This is a genomic window from Amycolatopsis sp. NPDC043889 (assembly GCF_056435645.1).
Genome location: NZ_JBWKEC010000023.1, coordinates 37,838 through 59,322, shown reverse-complemented (window position 1 = coordinate 59,322; position 21,485 = coordinate 37,838). Strand labels below are relative to the sequence as shown.

Annotated in this window: 20 protein-coding genes and 2 pseudogenes; 15 read left to right on the top strand and 7 right to left on the bottom strand. The window is 68.0% G+C overall.

Annotated features, from left to right (window positions below; genetic code table 11):
* Window positions 1-60: 60 nt before the first annotated feature.
* Window positions 61-507 (top strand): Lrp/AsnC family transcriptional regulator, encoded by a 447-nt coding sequence (locus tag AC0685_RS31595; protein ID WP_007034427.1) that lies wholly within the window; start codon window positions 61-63, stop codon window positions 505-507.
* A 26-nt stretch (window positions 508-533) separates the two neighbouring features.
* Here the strand turns inward: AC0685_RS31595 and AC0685_RS31590 are convergent, their stop codons facing one another.
* Window positions 534-923 (bottom strand): VOC family protein, encoded by a 390-nt coding sequence (locus AC0685_RS31590; protein ID WP_478228828.1) that lies wholly within the window; start codon window positions 921-923, stop codon window positions 534-536.
* Window positions 924-993: 70 nt separating this feature from the next.
* A complete protein-coding gene (gene rox, locus AC0685_RS31585) occupies window positions 994-2,421 on the bottom strand; it encodes a rifampin monooxygenase (protein ID WP_478228827.1) in 1,428 nt (475 codons plus the stop codon).
* A 160-nt stretch (window positions 2,422-2,581) separates the two neighbouring features.
* Between rox and AC0685_RS31580 the strand changes: the two genes are divergently transcribed.
* Window positions 2,582-2,845: a hypothetical protein gene (locus AC0685_RS31580; protein ID WP_478228826.1), complete on the top strand. Its 264-nt coding sequence runs from the start codon at window positions 2,582-2,584 to the stop codon at window positions 2,843-2,845.
* On the opposite strand, the gene AC0685_RS31575 is transcribed toward AC0685_RS31580, so the two are convergent.
* Entirely contained in the window at window positions 2,836-3,426 is a 591-nt protein-coding gene (locus AC0685_RS31575) for a CGNR zinc finger domain-containing protein (protein ID WP_478228825.1), read from the bottom strand. The two genes, AC0685_RS31580 and AC0685_RS31575, sit on opposite strands and share 10 nt — an antisense overlap.
* 97 nt (window positions 3,427-3,523) lie before the next feature.
* Here AC0685_RS31575 and AC0685_RS31570 point away from each other — a divergent pair, with 97 nt between their 5' ends.
* Window positions 3,524-4,291, top strand: coding sequence for an MBL fold metallo-hydrolase (locus tag AC0685_RS31570; RefSeq protein WP_478228824.1), 768 nt, complete (start codon window positions 3,524-3,526; stop codon window positions 4,289-4,291).
* Window positions 4,292-4,342: 51 nt separating this feature from the next.
* A complete protein-coding gene (locus AC0685_RS31565) occupies window positions 4,343-5,086 on the top strand; it encodes a dienelactone hydrolase family protein (protein ID WP_478228890.1) in 744 nt (247 codons plus the stop codon).
* A gap of 286 nt (window positions 5,087-5,372) precedes the next feature.
* Here AC0685_RS31565 and AC0685_RS31560 read toward each other — a convergent pair whose 3' ends face one another.
* Window positions 5,373-6,539: an epoxide hydrolase family protein gene (locus tag AC0685_RS31560; RefSeq protein ID WP_478228823.1), complete on the bottom strand. Its 1,167-nt coding sequence runs from the start codon at window positions 6,537-6,539 to the stop codon at window positions 5,373-5,375.
* A gap of 81 nt (window positions 6,540-6,620) precedes the next feature.
* On the opposite strand from AC0685_RS31560, the gene AC0685_RS31555 reads away from it, so the two are divergent.
* Both AC0685_RS31555 and AC0685_RS31550 read left to right on the top strand, forming a co-directional pair.
* Window positions 6,621-7,187 (top strand): CGNR zinc finger domain-containing protein, encoded by a 567-nt coding sequence (locus AC0685_RS31555; RefSeq protein WP_478228822.1) that lies wholly within the window; start codon window positions 6,621-6,623, stop codon window positions 7,185-7,187.
* A gap of 11 nt (window positions 7,188-7,198) precedes the next feature.
* The gene (locus AC0685_RS31550; RefSeq protein WP_478228821.1) at window positions 7,199-7,888 is read left to right on the top strand and encodes a class I SAM-dependent methyltransferase; all 690 of its coding nucleotides are present in this window, start codon (window positions 7,199-7,201) and stop codon (window positions 7,886-7,888) included.
* Here the strand turns inward: AC0685_RS31550 and AC0685_RS31545 are convergent.
* Window positions 7,885-8,695: pseudogene (locus AC0685_RS31545) on the bottom strand (NAD-dependent epimerase/dehydratase family protein). The gene AC0685_RS31550 and the pseudogene AC0685_RS31545 overlap by 4 nt on opposite strands.
* A 51-nt stretch (window positions 8,696-8,746) precedes the next feature.
* Here AC0685_RS31545 and AC0685_RS31540 point away from each other — a divergent pair.
* Window positions 8,747-9,249 (top strand): annotated as a pseudogene (locus AC0685_RS31540) (TetR/AcrR family transcriptional regulator).
* Window positions 9,250-9,338: 89 nt separating this feature from the next.
* Here AC0685_RS31540 and AC0685_RS31535 read toward each other — a convergent pair.
* Together AC0685_RS31535 and AC0685_RS31530 are read right to left on the bottom strand one after the other, a co-directional pair.
* Window positions 9,339-10,532, bottom strand: a complete 1,194-nt coding sequence (locus tag AC0685_RS31535) for a tyrosine-type recombinase/integrase (RefSeq protein ID WP_478228820.1) — start codon at window positions 10,530-10,532, stop codon at window positions 9,339-9,341.
* A gap of 137 nt (window positions 10,533-10,669) precedes the next feature.
* Entirely contained in the window at window positions 10,670-11,056 is a 387-nt protein-coding gene (locus tag AC0685_RS31530) for a cobalamin B12-binding domain-containing protein (RefSeq protein WP_478228819.1), read from the bottom strand.
* A 426-nt stretch (window positions 11,057-11,482) separates the two neighbouring features.
* Between AC0685_RS31530 and def the strand changes: the two genes are divergently transcribed.
* The 8 genes from def to AC0685_RS31490 all read left to right on the top strand — a co-directional run bounded on the left by def (window position 11,483) and on the right by AC0685_RS31490 (window position 21,454).
* A complete protein-coding gene (gene def, locus AC0685_RS31525; protein WP_478228818.1) occupies window positions 11,483-12,103 on the top strand; it encodes a peptide deformylase in 621 nt (206 codons plus the stop codon).
* A 573-nt stretch (window positions 12,104-12,676) separates the two neighbouring features.
* The gene (locus AC0685_RS31520) at window positions 12,677-12,892 is read left to right on the top strand and encodes a phosphopantetheine-binding protein (RefSeq protein ID WP_340681980.1); all 216 of its coding nucleotides are present in this window, start codon (window positions 12,677-12,679) and stop codon (window positions 12,890-12,892) included.
* A gap of 17 nt (window positions 12,893-12,909) precedes the next feature.
* A complete protein-coding gene (locus AC0685_RS31515; RefSeq protein ID WP_478228817.1) occupies window positions 12,910-14,973 on the top strand; it encodes a condensation domain-containing protein in 2,064 nt (687 codons plus the stop codon).
* Between the two features lie 20 nt (window positions 14,974-14,993).
* Window positions 14,994-16,298 (top strand): adenylosuccinate lyase, encoded by a 1,305-nt coding sequence (purB, locus tag AC0685_RS31510; RefSeq protein WP_478228816.1) that lies wholly within the window; start codon window positions 14,994-14,996, stop codon window positions 16,296-16,298.
* On the top strand, window positions 16,285-16,689 hold the full coding sequence (locus tag AC0685_RS31505) for a GNAT family N-acetyltransferase (RefSeq protein ID WP_478228815.1): 405 nt from the start codon (window positions 16,285-16,287) through the stop codon (window positions 16,687-16,689). Before purB ends, AC0685_RS31505 begins: the two co-directional genes overlap by 14 nt.
* A 60-nt stretch (window positions 16,690-16,749) precedes the next feature.
* On the top strand, window positions 16,750-18,480 hold the full coding sequence (locus AC0685_RS31500) for a hypothetical protein (RefSeq protein ID WP_478228814.1): 1,731 nt from the start codon (window positions 16,750-16,752) through the stop codon (window positions 18,478-18,480).
* Window positions 18,473-19,891 (top strand): amidase, encoded by a 1,419-nt coding sequence (locus AC0685_RS31495; protein WP_478228813.1) that lies wholly within the window; start codon window positions 18,473-18,475, stop codon window positions 19,889-19,891. The genes AC0685_RS31500 and AC0685_RS31495 overlap by 8 nt, the downstream gene beginning before the upstream one ends.
* A 9-nt stretch (window positions 19,892-19,900) precedes the next feature.
* Window positions 19,901-21,454 carry a glutamine synthetase family protein gene (locus tag AC0685_RS31490; RefSeq protein ID WP_478228812.1) on the top strand — a complete coding sequence of 518 codons (1,554 nt, stop codon included), beginning with the start codon at window positions 19,901-19,903 and terminating at the stop codon, window positions 21,452-21,454.
* Window positions 21,455-21,485 lie beyond the last annotated feature (31 nt).

Sequence of the window (21,485 nt, the reverse complement as noted above, 5' to 3'; positions counted from 1 at the left end):
GAAGGGATCTTTCCCGGCGTATGGCCGTTTCCGCCGTGGATCTGCCGGTATTCTCCCCGGATGGCCGAGACTCTCGACGCGACGGACTGGGCGATCCTGGTCGAGCTCCAGAAGGACGGGCGCCTGCCACTCACCGAGCTGGGGAAGCGGGTCAGCTTGAGCGCGTCGGCGACGACGGAACGGGTCAAGCGGCTGGAGTCGGCCGGGGTGATCACCGGCTATCGCGCCGAGGTCGATCTGGAGAAGGCCGGGTACGTGGTGCTCGCGGTGGTGCGGTTGAAGTACCCGGGCAGCAAGCACGCACCCTTGCACAAGCTCCTGGCCGAGCGGACCGAGATCCTCGAATGCCTCCGCACGACCGGTGACGACTGCTATTCGCTGAAGATCGCGGCCCCGTCGATGGGGCGGCTGGAGGAGATCGTCAACGAGCTCGCGCTCTTCGGCAGCACGAACACCAACATCGTCTACAACCAGACGTTGCCGTACCGGGGACCGCAGGGCCCGTGACCACGACGGCCACGGGCCCGCGGGGTTCAGCTTTGGCCCGCGTTCTCCCAGAGCCCCATGACGTTGCCTTCCGGGTCCTTGAAGTAGGCGGCGAAACCCATGTCGCCGACCGCGGTCCGGCCGACGAGGGTCGTGCCGCCCTGTTTCTCGATGACCGCGAGCGTGTCGTCGATGCCGTCGACGTCGAGCACGATCACGGGTCCCGACGCGGGGCTGAGTTCCTTGGCCAGCATCCCGCCGTTGATGAACCCCGGCTCCGCGGGCATGCCGGTCTCGGCGGTCGGCCCCGAGGCGACCATCGTGTAGTCCATCCCCGGCATCGTGTCGGCCTTCCAGCCGAAGACCTCCCGGTAGAAGCCGCGTGCGCGCTCGCCGTCCTCGAACGGAATCTCGAAGTGCACCACCCGTCCGGCCATTGGTCATCAACTCCTGTCGTGGATGTGGATTCGGAACGTCCTCAGCCAATAGCCGCCGTCCCCGGGCGCGCTAGAGGACTTCGCCCTCTCCGAACCACCGGCGCAAGGCACCGACGAGCTCGTGCTGGTCTTCGCCCGCCCACGCCACGTGTCCGTCCGGCCGCAGCAGGACGGCCGGCACGTCCAGTTCCTCGCTGACGTCGACGACGTGATCGACCCGGTCCGACCAGCCCTGTACCGACAGCGCGCCGGTCTGGTCGAGCAGCAGACCCCGGCCGCCGCGGGTCAGCCCGTAGAGATGTCCCTGCTTGAGATCGAGGTCCCGCATCCGGCGGCCGAGAAGTTCGTGCCCTTCGCCGAAGTCGTAGCGGATCGCGGTCGCGGTGATCTTCTCGGTCAGGAACCGGCTCACGTCCTCGAACCCCATGAGTTCCGCCAGCAGCCGCCGGACCGCCTGGGACCCCGGATCGAGTGACATCAGCTGCATCTGCGCACGGGTGTTGTCCAGCACCGCGGCGGCCACCGGATGCCGTTCGGTGTGGTAGGTGTCCAGCAGGTCCTCCGGCGCCCAGCCGTTGACCGCGGCGGCCAGTTTCCAGCCGAGGTTGAAGGCGTCCTGGACGCCGAGGTTGAGCCCCTGCCCGCCGACCGGCGGATGGATATGCGCCGCGTCGCCCGCCAGGAACACGCGTCCGTCCCGGTAACGCTCGGCCAGGCGGGTGGCGTCACCGAAGCGGGAGAGCCAGCGCGGTGAGTGCACGCCGAAGTCGCTGCCCGCGAGGGCTTTGAGCTGTCGTTTGACCTCGTCGAAGGCCGGCGGGGTCCGCGGGTCGTCGGCCAGGCCTTCGGCGGGCACGCCGACCCGGTAGACCCCGTCGCCGATGGGAGAGAGGCCGAAGCGCAGCTGGGTCTTGCGGACTTCGGTCATCACGGCGAGCACGGTTTCCCAGTCCTCGGTCAATTCCATCTCGCCCAGCAGGGTCTCGGCGGTGGCAGGTTCTCCGGGGAAGCCGATCCCGAGGAGTTTGCGCACCGTGCTGCGCCCGCCGTCGCAGCCGACGAGGTATCGCGCGCGCAACTTCGTGCCGTCGGCCAGTTCGACCTCCACTCCGTCCTCGTCCTGGCTCAGGCCGACCAGTTCGCGGCCACGGCGGATCTCGACGCCCGCTTCGGCGGCGTGCTCGGTCAGCAGCCGGTCGGTGACGGTCTGCGGGATGCCGAGGATGTAGGCGTGCGCGCTGTCCAGCGGCGGCGCCGGTTTGATGATGCCCGCGAAGGAGCCGCCGACCGGGTACTTCGTTCCGTTCTCGAGGAATCGCTCCAGCAGGCCACGCTGGTCCATCACCTCGATGCTGCGTGCGTGCAGGCCCATGGAGCGGACGACCTTGGTCTGCTCCAGGTCCTTCTCCACGACGACCACGCGGACGCCGTGCAGCCGCAGTTCGGCACCCAGCATCATGCCGGTCGGTCCGCCGCCCGCGATGATCACGTCGATCAAGAGTTCCCCCGTTTGTCGAGCTCGTGCTGGTACGGCGGGGGATTCTGCGGCATGACCGGGGTCTTGCCGCAAGCCCCCGGGTGCGCTATATGTTGGAAGTGGCAGGGAGAGTCAATCTCTCTGCCGTTGTCCTTGAGGTCGTCCTGAACCACTTCGACGGGTGGACACGGGACTGCGGGCGCTGATCACCGGCGAGCTGATCCTGCGGCCGATCCAAGCGCTGCCCATCGGCCACCGCTGGGACCGTGTCCCCGGTGTCACCCTGCTCGGGGACGCCGCCCACCTGATGTCGCCGTTCGCCGGAGAGGGCGCCAACCCTCGCGATGCTCGACGTAGCCGAACTCGGCCCGCCGAAAGCCTCGTCCTCTGCTTCGCCGAAGACTCCCCGAAGCCCCTGCTGGACCAGTTCGCGTCCTACCGCTGACCGACCGGCTGCGAGCGCCTGGCATAGGCGCGGGCGGCGCGAGCCCGGTCACCACAACGCACGGAACACCACTGGCGCCGCCCGTTGCGCAGGAAGAACCGCGTGCACGGCGGCGACCCGCAGGCGGCGATCCGCTCCGCGTCCGGACCGGTCAGCAAGTCCGCGGCGTTGGCGGCGAGCGTCGCCAACGCGTGCTCGACGATCTGGGTGATCGGATGCGACGCGGTGCGGTACAGCCCGCGGGCCGGGTCCCAGCGCAGGAGTTCCGCGGTGGGCGCCTTGCTCAGCGCTTCGTTGACGGCGTTGAGGGCGCTCTTCGGAGCCGGATCCGAGCACGACCTCGACGCGAGCAGCACCCGCACCTGCTCGCGCAACGACTGGACCAGTCCCGCGCACATCTCCTGTAAACCGGCGTTGACCGGGGCGAGCCCCTGTTCGGCGAGCCACTTCGTCGCGGCGGCCGGAGTGCCGAGCAGATCGGTGAACTGGCCGCCGGGCAACGCGATCGTGGTGTTGGCGAGCGCCAGCGCGACGTACTGCTCGGCGCCGGGGGCCGGGGGAAGGGCAGCGGTGTCGTTCACGTTCTCATGGTAGTTCCTCACGGAAGTTATTGAACTCGTCCGTGAGAACTGGCTAGAGTACTCACGGAAGCAGAATTACTTATCCGTGAGGAGAACGATGCGCCAGCTCGGCGAACAGCTCTCGGTCCAGGTCTCGGGCGGCCCGACCGCGGTGATCGACTACGGCGGCCTGCGATTCCTGACCGACCCGACCTTCGACGAACCCGGCCATTACGGGCGGCCCGACGGGAAACCCGGCCTCACCAAGACCGCGCCGGCATCGCTGAACCCCGCGGACCTCGGCCACATCGACGCCGTCCTGCTCTCCCATGACGAGCACCCCGACAACCTCGACCACTCCGGCCGGAAGCTGCTGGCGAACGTGCCCCTGACGCTCACCACGCCCAGTGGCGCCGGCAGGCTGGGCGGCACCGCGAAAGGGCTGGAGACCTGGGAGACGGTCGAGCTCGACCGGCCCGGCGGAGGAGTCGTGACCGTGACCGCCGCGCCCGCGCTCCACGGGCCGGAAGGCTCGGAGAAGGTCACCGGCGACGTCGTCGGATTCGTGCTCACCGGCCAGGGCCTGCCGACGGTCTACATCAGCGGCGACAACGCCTCGCTCGACGTCGTCCGCCAGGTCGCCGACCGGTTCGGCCCGGTCGACACCGCTGTGCTCTTCGCCGGGGCTCCGCGGCTGAAGCCGGTCTTCGACGGCGCCCTGCTCGTCCTCGACAGCGCGCTGGCCGCGGAGGCGACGCGGATTCTCGGTGCCCGCACGGTCGTCCCCGTGCACATCGACAGCTGGGCGCACTTCACCGAAGGCCGCGACGACCTGGTGACGGCGTTCACCGCGGCCGGACTGGCCGATCGGCTGCGGCTGGGCTGAGCTTGATCGTCTACGTTCGGGGTTACACCGACGAGACGAGGGAGCACCGCCATTCCCGCCACAACGCTGAGCATTCCCACCCCGGACGGCCAGTCCGACGCCTTCGCCGCCATCCCCGGCGACGGCGGAACGCATCCGGGTGTCCTCCTGTACCCGGACGCGTTCGGGCCACGCCCCGTCCTGTGGGACATGGCCCGCGAACTGGCCGGACACGGCTACTACGTACTCGTCCCGAACGTCTTCCACCGGCACCGCCCGGCACCCGTGTTCGACCTGCCCGAGCACATCACCACCGAAAACCGTCCCGCGCTCTTCGGCCAGATCATGCCGCTCATCGAAGCGCACACCACCGAACGCGCACTGAGCGACGCCGCCGCGTACCTCGACTTCCTCGCCTCCCGGCGCGAGGTCCGCGGCGGACCGGTCGCCACGATCGGCTACTGCATGGGCGCAGTCCTCGCGATGCGCACCGCGACGGCCCACCCCGATCGCGTCGCCGCCGTCGCCGGGTTCCATCCCGGTGCCCTGGTCACCGACCGGCCCGACAGCCCGCACCGGCAGATCCCGGGCCTCACCGCGAAAGTCCACCTCGGACTCGCCGAGAACGACATGACACCCGAGGCGATCACCGAGATCAGCCAGGCGTTCGACGCCGCCGGCGTCGGCTACAGCTGTGAGATCTACCCCGGCACCGTCCACGGCTTCACCATGTCCGACACCGACGCCTTCGACGAGGCCGGATCGCGGCGCCACTGGGAACGACTGCTCGCCCTCCTCGGCAGCACGCTGGGATGACCTGGCCCGAGAAGGACACCCGCCGGGTCTCGCTCCGGAACGGCCAGTGGTTCCTCTGGCACCTCGATGCCGACTGGGAAACGACAACGCGCGTGATCCGCGTCAAGGAAGACGGCACCGGCGGACAGGTTCTCGTTCTCGACCCCTACCACCACGCCTTCCTGCCCACGCAGACGCAGGTCCGCCGCGCCATTCGTGACGCCTTTCGCGCCGGCTGGCAGCCCGCCGCGCGACGACCGCCGCTCGAGATGGTGTTCGACGGCGAGCGCTTCGTTCCCCGAGAACCTCAACGACCCGCTGCGGCCAGTACCGCCGCTAGACCTTCCCTCAGGTCCTTGACGAAATATCCGGGAACCTCCAGCGACGGGAAGTGACCCCCGGATTCGGGAGACCTCCAGCGAACGATCCGCCGGTACCGCTCCTGCGCCAAAGGACGTGGGCATTTCTCGATGTCGCGGGGATACATGGTGATCGCCGACGGGACGTCGACCCGGAGTCCGGGGTCCAGGGAATCGTGGCTTTCGTAGTAGATGCGGGCCGCCGACGCGCCGGTCCGTGTCAGCCAGTACAGGGTCACGTCGTCGAGAACGCGGTCTCTGGAGATCGTCTCGAACGGACCGTCTTCGGTGTCCGACCACTCGGCGAACTTGTCGAGGATCCAGGCGAGCAGCCCGACCGGTGAGTCGACGAGGGAGTAACCGATGGTCTGCGGCCGGGTCGCCTGCTGTTTCGCGTACGCCGCGCGACGGCCCCAGAAATCACGGGTCTGCTCGGCCCACTCGCGCTCGGCCGCCGTCAGCCCGTCCATGGACAACCCGGGCGGCCCCTGCGCGAACGTCGTGTGGATGCCGAGTACGTGCGCCGGGAACCTGCCGCCGAGCACCGTGGTGATATTGCCTCCCCAGTCGCCGCCGTGGGCCACGAACTCGCCGTAGCCGAGCCTTCCCATCAGCTCCACCCACGCGGACGCGATCTTTTCGGTGCCCCATCCGGTGGTGGCAGGCCTGTCGCTGTACCCGAATCCCGGCAACGACGGGGCCACGACGTGGAACGCCGGCGCGTCCGCGTCCTTCGGATCCGCGAGCTCTTCGATCACGTCGACGAACTCGGCGACGCTGCCCGGCCAGCCGTGGGTCAAGATCAGGGGAGTGGCATCCGCACGCGCGGATCGGCGATGCAGGAAGTGGATCCCCAGGCCGTCGATGGTCGTGCGGAACTGGCCGATCCGGTCGAGGCGCTCTTCGAACGACCGCCAGTCGTACTCCGTGCGCCAATAGTCCACGACCTCGACGAGGTCGGCGAGAGGAACGCCCTGGTCCCATCGGCGCGGGTCGGGCGCCGGGCGACAGACCGTCTCGGCCTCGGGCAGCCGCGCCGCGGCCAATCGCGCCCGCAGCTCCTCGAGGTCGGCCTCCGTCGCCCGGCTTTCGAATGCTCGCACCTCATTGGTCATGAGACCTCCTGGCGTTGCGGAACCGGCTAAGACGGTTCTAACAGTTCCGGCCGACGGTGTGCAACCGGCTAAGGTGGTTCCATGCCTGCTGGGTTTCCCGACTTCCGCCTCGGTAGCGTGCTGGCGACCAGCTTCACGGCGACTCTGACGGAGCGTCGTGGCGACGCCGTCGAGCGCATACCCACGCCGCACCGGCTCGTGGACTGGCTGGCCGTGAACGGCCTCGACGTGGGCTCCTGCACCACCGCCCAGCTCGACCTCGCCCGTGAGCTGAGGGAAGCGATTCACGCCACCGCGACCGCGACCGCGCTCCAGGACACGCTCCCCGCGCCTGCCGTCCGGGTCATCAACGAGTGCAGCGCCCGGGGCCGGGCCGCGGCCGTCCTGACACCCGAGGGTGAGCGGCGATGGCGGGTTTCCGGCGTGGAAGACGCCCTCAGCGTGATCGCCGCCGACGCGATCAGCATCATCGCGGGTGAACGCGACGGACGATTCGCCTTGTGCGCGTCACCGACCTGCCGGGCCGCCTTCTTCGACACCAGTCAAAGCCGCACCCGCCGATGGTGCGACATGAACACGTGCGGGAATCGCCAGAAGAAAGCGCGGTTCAACGCCAACCACCGCAAGAACCCCGGATCGGCCCGGTGAAAGGCATAGCGATGGAGAACGACTACGACGGCTTCGCCGAGGCATACGCGGCCGAGTCCGAGAACAGCCTGATCAATGCCTACTACACACGGCCCGCGATCCTGAACCTCGCGGGGGACGTGGCCGGCAGGCGGATCCTCGACGCCGGCTGCGGCGCAGGCCCCCTGTTCGAGTCGCTGCGGGAGCGGGGCGCCATCGTGACCGGCTTCGACGCCAGCACCAAGATGCTGGAGCTGGCCCGGAAACGACTCGGAGACGACACGGCCCTCCAGGTCGCCGACATCGGCGCCCCGCTGCCCTTTCCCGACGGCGCGTTCGATGACGTCATCGCGGCCCTCGTCCTGCACTACCTCGAAGACTGGACCGCTCCGCTGGCCGAGATCCGGCGCGTACTGAAACCCGGCGGCAGGCTGATCATGGCCGTCAACCACCCGCTCCTGTTCAAACTGGTCCATCCCGACTCGGACTACTTCAAGATCGCCAAGTGGTCCGACGAGTACTCCTTCAACGGCCGGAAAGCCGTGCTGACGTACTGGCATCGCCCTCTGCACGCGATGACCGACGCGTTCACCGCGGCAGGTTTCCGGACCGCCGTCATCAGTGAGCCCCATCCGGCACCGGGCGCGCACGAGCGCTTCCCCGAGGAACTCGCGGGCAAGACCGCCTTCTTGAGTTTTCTGTTCTTCGTCCTCGAGGCCTAGGGCTGGATGTTCTCGAGGTCCTTCAGCAGGCTCGGGTGCTGGGGAGTCCAACCGAGCGTTTGGCGGGTGTGGGCGCTGGACGAGGGCTGGTCGGCCGCGAAGATGACGCCGAGAGGCCCGTAGGTCTCCACCGGCACGGATTCGACGGGCAGTCCCAGCCGCCCACCGATGACCCCGGCGATGTCGCGCACCGGGTCGCCCTCGTCGGCGACGGCGTGCCAGGCAGTGCCTGCTTCGGCCTTCTCCAGGGCGAGCCTGAGCAGGACCGCGGCGTCGAGAGCGTGCACCGCGGGCCAGCGCTGGGTGCCGTCGCCCGGGTAACCGAAGACTCCGCTCTGGCGCGCGATCCCGGTCAGCACGCCGGCGAACCCGCCCGTGCCCTCGTCAGGACCCCGGTGACCACGCGGCCGCGGCCGCCGACCGGCCCGTCGGTCGGAATCGGGTCACTCTCGGTGGAGGCGCGGCCCGGCGTGGCGGGCGTGCCCGAACAGGTCACGAAGGGCGGCCGGTGCCGACGAGCGCCTCACCGAGGGTGGCGAGGGCGGCGCTTTCCTCGGCGACCGCGTTCGCCACGGCTTCGGAGCTGCTGAAGTCGTTGGCGAAAGCCAAATGGATCACTCCGTCCACCTGGGCGGCGGCGGTCCGCAGGACGTCCAGATCGGCCAGACCGCCTCGGATCGGCGCCGAAGCGGCCTTAACCGCGCCCTCGGAGCGGGCGAGTGCGAGGACAGTGTGGCCGTTGCCGAGGAGTTCGGCGACCACGGCGGACCCGATCAGGCCGGTGCCGCCGGTGATGAAGACGCGCATGGATTCTCCGTAAAGTGATGGGACAAGAGTCCCATCACAGAGAATGAGCCCATGGGTCGATGGGTGCCGGACGCGCGTGAACGCCTCGTCGTGGCGGCCGTCGACCTGTTCACCGAGCAGGGCTACGACGCCACGACGGTCGTGCAGATCGCCGAACGGGCCGGGGTCACCAAGAGCACCTTCTTCCGGCACTTCCCCGACAAGCGCGAACTGCTGGTCGCCGGACAGGAAACGCTGAGTCGGCTGTTGACCGAAGGGATCTCCGAAGCGCCCGCGGAAGCCAGTCCGCTCGAGGCGGTCGCCGCGGGTCTCGTCCGCGCGTCGACCGCGATGGGCCCGATGAGCCGGGAGATCGCCCGCGGCTCAAGGCCGCGGTCGCCGCGAGCGCCGAACTTCAGGAACGAGACGCCCTCGCCAGCGAACTCGGCGTCCTCGCCTTCAAGCGGGGCTACGTCGAATGGTCCGAAGGCGACCGCGCTCCCGAGGACGACTTCGCCGCCTTTCTGATCAAGGCTCTCGACGAACTGCGCGCCGCGAGCGCGTCCCTGGGCTGAGCGGAAACCTCAGTCGAACAGCCGTCCCAGCCGCGGCGTCAGCAGCCGCCTCGTTGCCGGGCCACCACCCTGGCCCGCGTCACCATGGGTCAGGTGCCGCTCGGGTGCCAGGCGTCGGCGACGAGGTCGACCGCGCTGCGCGCCGGGTCACGGGCCGCGTGATCGTAGACGCCGCTGGTGGTGTCGATGCTGGCATGCCCGACGTCGGCCTGCACATATTCCAGCGAGGCCCCTGCCTCGACCGCGGCGGTCACGTAGAAGTGCCGCAGCGCGTGGGGATGCATCGCCTCGGCGACGCCGGCCAAGTCCTGGCCGCCGGCCGCGGCGAGACGGCGCAGGAGCTGCCAGATCGCCTGACGGGCGAATCGGCGCCCGCCACGGGTCACCAGCAGCGGGCGGTCTGAGGGCAGGGCGCGGCGGCTGGCGCCGGTCACCACCGCGGTTCCCGTACCGTCCGCACGCAGCGCGAGATACTCCACCAACGCGCGCTCAGCGGGCACACTCAGATACACGATGCGGACTTTCCCGCCTTTGCCGCGCACGCGTAGCGCCCGCCGCCCCCGGGTCACATGCAGGTCGGCGTCGTCGAGCCCGCACAGCTCACTGACCCGCAAACCCAGCGTGAACAACGCGACGATCGCGACCGCGCGTGCGACATCACACGCACTCGCGCCCCGCCGCGGTGTCCCCGCCGCCTGATGTAATGCCGCGACCTGCCGGGTCGTCAAGGTGACCGTCGCCGACGTGCTCGCCGCTGCTGCGGTCAGCCCGAGCCGCCGCCGGTCCAGCGCTGCCGGGTTTGCCGCCACCAGCCCCGCATCGGCCAGGGATGCGTACATGGTCTTCACCGTCGCCAACATCCGGTCCCGCGTCGACGGCGCCGCTCCCGCCGACTCCAGGTCCCTCAGCCACGTCTTCACCTGTGCCGATGTCGCCACCGTCGGATCCACCCCGTTGGCCGCGCACCACCGCAGCCAATGGCAATCCCGTAACCGTCCCCGGCCCGCGGGCGGAGGTCCTGCCCGTCCCGGCGGCTTGGCCGCGGGCGCGATGACGACGGCCTCGGCGTAGTCGGCCAAGGCGTCAGCCCACCGATCCCGGACCGGGGCACCGATCCGGGGCCCCATCCAGCCGCCGATATCGTCGGTGGTCACCGGCAGCCCCAGTCCTTCGGCGTAAGTACGGCGGGTCTGGTGGTTGCCGTATCCGGTCAACCACTCCGTGATGCCGGAGAGCAGACCGGCCGGATCCGTGACCCCCGGCCAGACTTCGCTCTCTCGCACGGGTTTTCCGGGTGAGGCAGCGGCTGAATCGAGGCCGGACAGGAGTTTCACTGTCGGGTGTCCTCCGGGCTCCGGTCGGTCGCGACGATCATCCGATCACCGTAGTGGTTGTGCCGGGTACACAAGAACAGCGGAAATCATGCCATCGAGGCCGGGGCGAGGGTGTCCCGGACCCAGTCGACGATTTCGGTCGTCGCGGCGCCGGGGGTGAAGATCTGCGCGACCCCCATCGCGGCCAGCTCTTCGATGTCTTCGGCGGGAATGATGCCACCGCCGAAGACGACGATGTCGGTCGCGTCCTGTTCGGCCAGCAGGTCGAGAATGCGCCGGAACAACGAAAGGTGCGTTCCCGACAGCACGGACAGGCCGATGGCGTCGGCGTCTTCCTGCACGGCGACACGCACGATCTGTTCCGGAGACTGCCGCAGCCCGGTGTAAACAACTTCCATGCCCGCGTCGCGCAGAGCACGCGCCACGATCTTGGCGCCACGATCGTGGCCATCAAGACCGGGCTTGGCGACCACGACCCGGATCGGACTCGGCAGTGGACGTCCCGGCGTCGGCGCGTCGGTGTACATGCTCCTCCTCGAAGGGTTGCTCGGGGTCTGCACTTCCGGGATCGTGAATCGATGCGGGCGCCCGAATTCTCACCACCTCCGGCGGTGCGGGTGAGGTCCAGGCATCCCTCCGCCTCGCGTGGTGTCACGATACTTCGGCGACGGCTCCATCTGCCAGCTTCGGTCCGATTCTCCGCGGAAACGGGAACTCGCTTTGTCGCACGGATGGCTCTGTGTCGTTGCGGGACCGGCCATTTCGCCAAGGTAAAGTGAGCCCATTGAACCAAATCCAACAGGCTTTCCTGGTCACGGGACGGCGAATTTCGGAGGGATCGCACGACGATGGCAACTATCCCGGTCACTGACCGCCGCACCCGAGTCCAGGGTGTGCCTGTGGACGGCGACTACCCTGCCCGTGCGCCCGAGGCCGCGCGTGGCCAAGTCCTGCGGGTCACGGTCGTGGGGGAGGAGATCCTTCACCGGCCTTGCGCCCCCGCGCGGACGGAGTTCGGTACTCCGGAACTGTCCCGGTTGATCGACGACATGTTCGTCACCATGTACGTGGCCGCGGGCTGCGGCCTTGCCGCAAACCAAGTCGGCGTCGATCTGCGCCTGTTCGTCTACGACTGCTTCGATGACGACGGCGTGCGCCACGTCGGCCATATCCTCAATCCCACGGTCGATCCACTCGGTCCACGTGAGCGACGTCTGCTAGACGCTCATGAGGGCTGCCTTTCGGTGCCAGGTCCCACCGCGGCTTTGCACCGCGAGGAAAAAGCGGTGGTGCGCGGCCAGGACAAGGACGGGAACGAGCTGGTGATCGAGGGCACCGGATATTTCGCCCGTTGTCTTCTGCACGAGACCGATCACCTCGACGGTCTCCTCTACATCGACCGGCTCGCCAAGCGCCGGCGCCGGTCGGTGCTCCAGGAGATGGCCGACGTCATGGAAGACGTGTTCGCGCAGCGAGTGGAACGCGCGCGAGAGATCGGTGCCACCGAAAAGGGGAAGTAGCCGCGGCGCCTCCGGGGTCTGCTCACGGCTGTCCGGACCGTGCCGGCGACCCGTTCCTGCCCTCGAGTATCGTCCGGGGCCGCTGAGGAGTTGTGATTACTCCTTTCAGCGGGCCCGGACTGGTTCCATCGGCGCACACTTCATTTCGTCCAGCTCATCCCGTGTCGCCGCCGAGCGGCCGAGCGATAGTGCGAAATGGGAAGCAAAGCTTCCACGAATGAGCGAGAAGAGCTTTTTTTGCCACCGCTGGACAACGAAATTCGTGACATGCCCGGCGAGTCTCATCTTGACGCCCTCATCGGCCGGTCGCCTCGGGATGGCCAGTGATCGGGGGAGGATACACGCGTAATCGGCATATCCGTCCTATGTCCCAGGTGTCCTGGCTTCGTTACGACGCGGGTCGACTCCTTGCCGCGAAACCATTTCCTCAGTTCTTCGTGGACAGCTCGGGGTGGCGTCTGTAAGACTGGGATCATTGGTCATCACCAGGTAGCGCGAACGATAAGTCCCCAACCAGGAGGGTTACGTTCCTTGTCGATATCCGGTCCCCTTCTCACTGCCGTCGGCGAGACGGTGTCCAGAGTTGTCTCCGACGTCCTCAAGCAGCCGGTGGCGCAGACGGCCAACCTGCTCAAGCTCGGGGTCGACTCTTTGGTCGGCACCCGGATCGTCGTTCTCATCCGCTCCGAATTGGAAGTGGACGTCCCACTTCTGCTGTTGTTCGAAAACCCGGTGCTCGGCGACTTCGCGGCAGCGGTGACGGACCTCGCGCAGGAGCAGAGCGCCTGACTGTCCCTCGTCGAGCGATGGAAGAGAGTCAGATGCGGGGATGCGGGGAGACCGTGCCATTGACGATGGCGCAGGAACCGGTGTGGCTGGAACAGCTCCGGCATCCGGAACAGGTGAACGCAGGATTCTTCGTTGTCACGATGATCGGGACAGTGGAGGCCGACGCGGTCGCTGGGGCCTGCGCCGAAGTTTGCCGAAACCATCCGGAATTGTGCGGAACAATCGTCGACCAGGATAACCGGTACTGGTTTCGGATCAACGACGCCGAAACGGTATTCGAAATCGAATACCCCATTGTTCCGTGCGCGCCGGGCGCCGAGAACGAGACGGCCCGCGCCTGGTATCGCGCCCGGCGGCCGCTGACATGGGACTTGACGTCCCGTGCTCCCATCCGTTTCTTCCTGCTCGACCACGGTGATGAGCGGCGGACGCTGGTGATCGCGGTTCATCACATCGCGTTCGACGGCCGGTCCAAATTCGTGTTCGCGCGCCAGTTCGTCAGTGCCTTGCGAGAGATCCGAGCGGGGGTTCGCCCGGCCGCGGCCGTCGAAGCCGTCGCTCCGCTGGCCGGCTCCGACGACTTGGACAAAGCCGGGCTGGCGGCGGCGACAACCTATTGGCAGGGGCACGACCTGCGCACCTTTCCCAGCCTGGTACTGCCCGTGCCGAGTCGCGTCGATCCTGTGTCGAGTATGGCCGCGACGTCGAGATTCGAACTCCCCGAGCAAAGGTTGCGGCGGCTCGCCGCTCTCACAACCGAAGCCGGGACGAGCTTCTTCTCCGGTCTGCTCGCCGTGACCGCCGCCCAGCTCGGTCGCTACGGAAACGACCGCTTCGCGTTGTCCATCCCGGCGGACACGAGTACCGCCGCCACCAGGGAACGCATTGCCATGCAGGTCAACATGGTTCCCTGCGTGATCGAGCATGCGCCGCGGGCCGGCCTCCGGGACCTGGTCACCACGGCCGGACGTGCCCTGGCCGACATCGACCGGTTCCGGCGGGTCCCGTTCCACCTTCTGATGCGCGAACTCCGCCAGAGCTATGGCGTCGACATCGGGCCGAGCATCTTCGATCGGTTCGGCGTTTCCTACCCGCGAGTCGCAGCAGACTTCGGCGAGGTTCCGGGGCTTGTGCTGGATTGGGATTTCTTCGCGCCGAACTCGTCCCAGTCCTTCCAAGTCACGCTTCAGCTACGAAAGACCCCGGAAGGCGTATTCGGCCGCCTGGATTACGCGACCTCCGTTTTCGATGCCGAGACCGCCGAGGACTTCGTGTCAGGCTGGCACGAGACCTTGGAGCGGGCGCTCGCGGATCCCGACGAACCACTGTCTCGGCGTTCCGACAGTCCCGGCTGCCCGCTGCCCGTGGCACCCGTGCCGAAGTTCGAAGCCGGCACCATGATCGTCCCGGTCGACCGATTCCTCCCCACAGAGGACCGGGTGGCTTTCGTGAACTCGGGTGGCCGGATCGTGCTGGTACTCGACGACGACCGAGCCGGCCCGATCGCGTGGGGGGAGTGGGAACCGGCTCCGGACGTCCCCGACGGCGCTCTGATCTTGGCCCACAACACCGGGAACTGGCGACCGATCGTGGTCGCGCACGACGGGCGGGAACTGCCGGCGCGGGTTCCGGGAACGCTGGTGCTCCGTCCGCGGGATGGAGGACCCGACCTGGAAACCGAGATCCGCGCGCGCATCGATCCGAAGGGACGTCTCCACTACCTCGGCTTGGCGGGGCAGGCCGCCGATTTCGGGGGACGGCATCTCGAAGGCGCGGAGGCCGAGCGCCGGATCGCGGCGCTGCCGGGTGTGCGTGAGGTGGCCGTCGTACCCGGGGCCGACGCGAGCCGTCCGGCACCCGGGATTCTGCTGGCGCCGGACGGCACCGCCGAATCGGATCCCGCCTCGGAGAGGACGTGGCGCCGGAAAGTCCTTCGAGTTTGGCCGCCGGGAGCACCCCGGCCCACCGAAGTGGTGTTGACCGAACGGCTGCCCAGGGACCGGGCAGGGAGGGTCGACCTCGCGCGAGTCCGGTCGATCTGTCTCGATGCGACGAGCCCGTCGACCGCAGACATCCCCTAGGCCCTGGACGAAGGACGAGGATGATTCCCCGCTACGTGTTGCCGGCGATGGCCGCCATCTGGTCCGACGAGGCCAAGTATGGCCTGTGGGCGCGTATTGAAGTCCTCGTGGCCGAGGCGATGGCCGAGCAGGGGGCTTTCCCGGCCGCGACACTGCGCCTGATCGCCGAAGCACCGCCGCCCACCCCGGACCGCGTCGCCGAACTGGAACGGACTCGCGATCACGAGATCCTGGCATTTCTCGCCGCGTACACCGAATCCATGCCCGCCGAAGCCGCCCGTTGGGTCCACTACGGCCTGACAAGCTATGACGTGGTCGATACCGGTCTGGGCGCTACGCTGAAGGCCGCCTGTGATCTCGTCCTGGACGCCGGGACGCGCCTGCTCGCCACGCTCGTCGACCGTGCCCTGGAGCATTGGGACACGATGTGCGTGGGTCGCACACACGGGGTCCACGCCGAACCCACCACCTTCGGCCAGAAGCTCGGAGTTCACGCCTTCGCGGTGCACCGGAGCCTGGAGCGTGTCCGGGTGGCTCGCACCGCCGTCGCGGTCGGTACGATTTCCGGCGCGATCGGAACGTACGCGTTCCTCGATCCAGGCGTGGAAACGCACGTATGCGCGTCCTTGGGGCTGGGCTTCGAGCCGATCCCATCCCAGGTCGTGGCCAGAGACCGGCATGCCGAGCTGCTGGCGGCGCTGGCCGTCGCCGGCGCCGTGGTCGAGCAGATCGCCCTGGAGTTCAGACATCTGCAGCGCACCGAGGTCCGCGAGGTGGAGGAGCCCCGAACCTCCGAGTACCAAGGCTCGTCGGCGATGCCGCACAAACGGAACCCGAACACCAGTGAGCGGTTGTGCGGTCTGGCGCGACTGCTGCGGTCCCACGCGAGTGTGGCCTTCGAGAACGTCGCGCTGTGGCACGAGCGCGATCTGGCCCACCAGGCGGCGGAACGCGTGATTCTTCCCGACAGCCTGATGATCACCCATTTCCTCTTCTCTTCGGCCGCCGACGTCATCGCGGGCCTGACCGTACGTTCGGAACGCATGCTGGAGAACATGGAAGCCACGCGGGGCCTGATCTACAGCTCGATGGGCTACCTCGATCTGGTCTCTTCCGGTATGGAGCGCGAACAGGCCTACCGGACTGTCCAGAGTGCCGCCGACTCGGCCTGGTCCGGTACCGCGGATTTCGCACAGGCATTGCGCGAACGGGGTGTCGCACAACCCTTGGACGTCGGGCCGGAAAGGTATCTGGCCAATCGGAGCCACCTCAAAGAACGGCTGCACGACTTGATCAAGGAGACCTCATCGCATGTGGAAATGTGAAATCGAAGACGGCGCGGAACTCGATGTGGAGGAAGTGGCGGCGCTCTACCACGCTTCCACACTCGCCGAACGCCGTCCGACCGACCAACGTGACCGTTTCACCACCATGGTCCGCCAGGCGAACCTGATCGTGACCGCGCGGCTGGACGGCCGCATGATCGGCATCGCCCGATCGTTGACCGACGGAGCGTACGTCACCTACATGTCGGATATCGCGGTCGACGTGGAGTTCCAGCGCCAGGGAGTGGGCCGGAGCCTGATCCGCGCCACCCAGGAGTTCGCGCCGCAAGCCAAGATCGTCCTGCTGTCCGCGCCCGCCGCGGTCGACTACTACCCCCACGTGGGCTTCACCCGGCACGAGTCCGCCTGGGTGCTGAACGCGTTGGGCTGAGTCAGGACGAATCCACGAAAGTCGGAAGAGATCGGTTCGGGGGGGCGAACGGTGACTGGCTTGAGGACAAACGGCTTCGACGCGATCGTGGCAGAGGCCGCCGCGCTGGCGAGGAAGCAGTCGACGGCGTCGGAGGCGGCTCGCGTCGCCGCCACTCTGGATGGACGCATCAACGAGGAGACGGGGATCGCCGCACTCAGTCGCCAGGAGCGGGGTCTTCTGGAAGAGATGGTCCGCTCGGGGATCGGGCTCGAAGGTGATGGAGAGACCGAGGCCGACGACGACAGGACCGACGACGGCTGGTGGCTCTGGCTCACCGCGACAGGCAGGCTGGCGATCCGACAACGTGATGCCGACGCCGGCGAGGGTGCATACCGCATCGGCAAGGGTTGCTGGCCTACCCCTGAATCCCTCGCCACTGCCGATCGCCTGGCGCGCGGAGCGGCCTGGGCCGAGCGATCCGAGTTCGACGATCTCGCTGCGGAGCTGGCACAAGAGCCGCCCGAAGCGGTCGTCGAGCGGCTGAACGCCGTCTCCGACGCGCTGGTCCATCTCGCGCCGGTGCGGATCTACGTCGGCGACCGGACCTATTCGAACTTGGGCAGCCACTCCAACCTCCCGGGGAAGTCGCTGGCCGTCGGTGCGCCGGATTCGGTGTTGACCGAACTGAGCCGGACGGCAGTGGCGGAGTGGCGGGTCGAAGACGCCGTCTTCGTCGCGTGCGCCGCCGCGCTTCTTAAGTCCGGTACGGCGGTTCGGCTGGAAGAGTTCAACAGCCGCCAGCTGACACCGTCCGCTTTGGAGGCGTGGCTTCGGCGGAAAACGTGCAGCTACAGCGGCCTCGAAATCGACTCCGCGGCGGCCATGCCGACCGGCGGAATCCTGGGCAGGCTTGATGATCTGGCGGTCCAGTGTGCGGCCCGGCGGTCGGAATCGATCCGCTCCGGTCAACAGTTCTACCGGTACATCCAGGGCGTCAACCTCTACAAGGAGGAGCGGCCGCTGGTTCCTCGGGTCGGCCCGGCCGACCTTCCCGCCGAGGTGGTCGGGTTCCTGCGCGAAGAGGCGAGCCTGGACGAGACGGCCGACGGTACGTTCCGCGTCCCCGACGACCTGGCACGAGCGCTGGCCGAACCGGCAGGCGACGCTCGTTTCGGCTCGGCTTTCGAGCAACTGCTCCACGGATTGCTCGGCGCCGTCGCCGAGGCGACCGATTCGGATGTGACCATGGCACGCGGACCTCGATGCCTGGACGACCTGGCCGACGGCAGCGACTCACCGGAGCGGGTGCTGCGGCTGACCACGAACGAGAACTACTGCTGCGTCGTGCCCAGCCACCGGTTCCGGGAGAGATTCGCCGATGACCGTGCCTCGTTGATCAAAGCCCTGGCCTCCTACAGCGCAAGGATGCGCTACAACACCTGGCACTACCTTCCGGACTCCATGGGGCTCGGCAGGCATCACCCTGGCAGGGACGACTGGTTCTTCGCGCCTTCGATGCCCGACATCACCACTTGGTCGGACCAGCATCACACCGGCCATGTCACGTTCGGCGTTCGTCACGCGATCCGTGTACCCATCGGAATTCACTTCGACGGCTCCTACCGCCCCGGCCTGTACGACCTGCGGCTCATGCGGGCCGAGGAGCCGCCCTTCGAACTCGCCGATCTGCGCGCGGGGGTCGCGGTCGGCCAGATGCTGACGACGCTCCACCAGGCGATGGCCGCTCATCGCCGTCGGGTCACGGCGTTCGACAACGCGTGGTATCGGGGGTTCCGGTTCGATGACTGACGAGTACCGGTTCTGCGACATGGCCACCCTGCGCGACGCGTTCGCACGAGGCGAGCTGTCGCCGGTCGAGCACGTGGAAACCGTGCTGGCGCGGATCGAGACGGTCGGCGCCAGGCTGGGCGCGTTCATCACGGTGGACCGGAAGGGTGCGATGGCCGCGGCCGAGGCAGCCGCCACCCGGATCCGACACGGCGGTCACACGGCTTGGCGGGAAGCGCCGCTGCTGGGTATTCCGATCTCCGTCAAGGACCTCATCGCGACGAAAGGGCTGCGCACGACCAGAGGTTCCTGGCAGCATCGCGACTGGATTCCGGACTTCGATCCCCCCGTCGTCGAACGGTTGCGAGCGGCGGGAGCGGTGCTCCTCGGAAAGACCGCGACATCCGAGTTCGGCTGGAGCGGTTCGGGCAACAGCTTGCTGGCCGGCCCGGTGCGTAACCCGTGGAACCTCGAACTCACCTCGGGCGGCTCCAGCGGGGGTGCCGCGGCGGCCGTCGCGGCCGGGCTGGGCGCGGGTGCCGTTGGCACCGACGGCGCGGGCTCGGTTCGCATTCCCGCGGCCTTCTGCGGAGTGGTCGGGTTCAAGCCGTCGTTCGGCAGCATTCCCTACGTACCAACAAGTCCGGAGAACCTGTCACATCTGGGACCGCTGACACGCAGTGTTTCCGACACGGCGCTGATGATGTCGGTCATGGCCGGGGCCGACGCCAGGGACGTGTATTCCTACTCCGGTCCGCCCGGCGAATGGGATCTGGGACCAGCCACGGACCGGCCTCTGCGCATCGGCTGGATCCGCTCGTTCGGCCGACCCGAACCGGAGGTGGCGATCGAACGGATCGCATACGCCGCGGTCGCCGCGCTCGGAGAGGCCGGGCACACGGTACGAGAGATGAGACCCCCTTGCGCCGACCCGTACCACGTTCTCGAAACCATCCTCGCGGCCGCCGAAGCGGCAGGTGCCGGTGAAGAGCCCGTCGAGCACGCCGCACCCGGACGCCTGGAAGTAGCCGACCTCGGCAGGAAACTGTCGGCGGTCGATCTCGCCCGCGCGGAGCGCGATCGGGGGAAGCTGGCCGACGAGATACGGCTGGCCATGGCCGATGTGGACGTGCTGGCGATGCCCACCGTGCCGATCGGCCCGTTCTCCACTGAGCTTCATCAACCTGCCGAAGCCGTCCACAAAGGCCGGCTGTCCTGGCTTTCCTGGACGCCGGCGACCTACCCGTTCAACCTCACCGGGCAGCCCGCGGTGTCGGTGCCCGCCGGGTTCACCGAGCGCGGGATCCCGGTGGGAGTGCAACTGGTAGGCCGTTGGCGTGCGGACTCCGCCGTGCTCGCGGTCGCCCGCGACCTGGAACGGATCCGGCCATGGGCAGCAGCCTACGGACGCACCGCCGCAGGTCTGATCTGAGGAGGAACGATGACTGAGGCCAAGCCCGGCGTCGCCGCGGCGTACGCGAACGTCCAGCGTTACGCGGGGTTCAGCACCGGTACGCCCGGGTTCATCGCCCGGCACGGGCTGTGGAGCGAGGCCCAACGCGAGGAGGCCGCCAAGCTCGATACTGTGCTCGACGGGCTGGACCTGGTACGCGTGGTCTACGGCGATCCCCACGGCCTTGTGCGTTCCAAGACCCTGACCGTACCCGCGTTCCGGACTGTCCTCCGAAACGGTATGGACGCGAGCCCCGGCCCCCTCGTATTCGACACCGGTCATGCCGTCGCCATCGACTTCTTCACCGAAGGCGCGGGGATCGGCGTCCCCGAGCTGACCGGGGCCGGAGACTTCGTCCTCGTCCCGGACCCGCACACGTTCCGCGTTCTGCCGCACCAGGAGGCGGCGATCGGTTGGGTCGTCGCGGACGAGTACCTGAGGGACGGCACCCCGCATCCGCTGTCGAGCCGGGCCGTGCTGAAACGGCAGAGCGAGCGGCTGGCCGCCCGCTCGCTCGACCTGGTCGTCGGTTTGGAGATCGAGTGGACACTGACCAGATTCCTGGATGACGGCCGCCCGGAAAGCGCCGGCGGCTTCGGGATCCAGGGCAGTGCACCGTCGGTGGCGGCGGTGAACGCCGGCTACCAGTTCAACCTCGATCTCTACGTCGATCAGCTGCTTCCGGTCATCGCGCCGTTGGCACGTGCCTACCGGGACGTCGATCTCCCGCTGCGGACGATCGAACACGAATCGGGGCCGGGGCAGCTGGAATGCACCTTCAGCCCGATGAGCGGTCTCGCCGCCGCCGACGCGGTGCTGCTGATCCGCAGCCTGACCAAGCAGGTCTGCGCTCGCCTCGGGTACCACGCCTCGTTCATGGCGCTCCCGTCGCTTCCAGGCCTGGACCCGAGTGGCTGGCACCTGCATCAGTCCCTCTATGACTTGGCCCGTGACCGCAACGCCTTCGCCACCGGGAGCGAGGGCGGATTCCTCTCCACGACCGGCAGTCACTATCTCGGAGGACTGCTGGAGCACGCGGAGAGCGCGAGCCTGCTTTGCGTGCCGACGGTCAACGGCTACCGGCGTATGGCCGACCGGTTCAGCCTTTCACCGGACCGTGTGGTCTGGTCCGTGGAGAACAGGGGAACGTTTCTTCGAGTGCTTGGCGGGGAGGGGGACCCGGTGACCCACATCGAGAACAGGATCGGGGAGCCGTGCGCGAATCCCTATCTGTTCATCGCCGCCCAAGCGGCCGCAGGACTCGACGGCATCGATCGCGGATCGGACCCGGGGATGGCGTCCACAGACCCGCACGCGACCGATGCCGCACCTTTACCGGATTCGCTCGCTGCGGCGCTCGAAGCCTTCGAGTCGTCGGAGCTGTTCAAGCAGACGTTGGGCGAACCGCTGTGGCGCGCTCTTCTGCTGCTCAAGCGAAGTGAATGGACGCGCTACCAGAAGTGGGCGGCCGCGGACGGCGTCGAGCACGCCGCCGACCAGGTCACCGACTGGGAACAGCGCGAGTATTTCGAGGTCTACTGAACCGATCGGCGGGCTCTGTGCCCCGTTCCTC

Coding starts and splice junctions, on each gene's coding strand:
- AC0685_RS31570 (WP_478228824.1), top strand. CDS start 3,524: ATGCGCCAGCTCGGCGAACAGCTCTCGGTCCAGGTCTCGGGCGGCCCG.
- AC0685_RS31555 (WP_478228822.1), top strand. CDS start 6,621: ATGCCTGCTGGGTTTCCCGACTTCCGCCTCGGTAGCGTGCTGGCGACC.
- AC0685_RS31595 (WP_007034427.1), top strand. CDS start 61: ATGGCCGAGACTCTCGACGCGACGGACTGGGCGATCCTGGTCGAGCTC.
- AC0685_RS31550 (WP_478228821.1), top strand. CDS start 7,199: ATGGAGAACGACTACGACGGCTTCGCCGAGGCATACGCGGCCGAGTCC.
- AC0685_RS31495 (WP_478228813.1), top strand. CDS start 18,473: ATGACTGACGAGTACCGGTTCTGCGACATGGCCACCCTGCGCGACGCG.
- purB (WP_478228816.1), top strand. CDS start 14,994: ATGATTCCCCGCTACGTGTTGCCGGCGATGGCCGCCATCTGGTCCGAC.
- AC0685_RS31560 (WP_478228823.1), bottom strand. CDS start 6,539: ATGACCAATGAGGTGCGAGCATTCGAAAGCCGGGCGACGGAGGCCGAC.
- AC0685_RS31515 (WP_478228817.1), top strand. CDS start 12,910: ATGGAAGAGAGTCAGATGCGGGGATGCGGGGAGACCGTGCCATTGACG.
- AC0685_RS31505 (WP_478228815.1), top strand. CDS start 16,285: ATGTGGAAATGTGAAATCGAAGACGGCGCGGAACTCGATGTGGAGGAA.
- AC0685_RS31590 (WP_478228828.1), bottom strand. CDS start 923: ATGGCCGGACGGGTGGTGCACTTCGAGATTCCGTTCGAGGACGGCGAG.
- AC0685_RS31490 (WP_478228812.1), top strand. CDS start 19,901: ATGACTGAGGCCAAGCCCGGCGTCGCCGCGGCGTACGCGAACGTCCAG.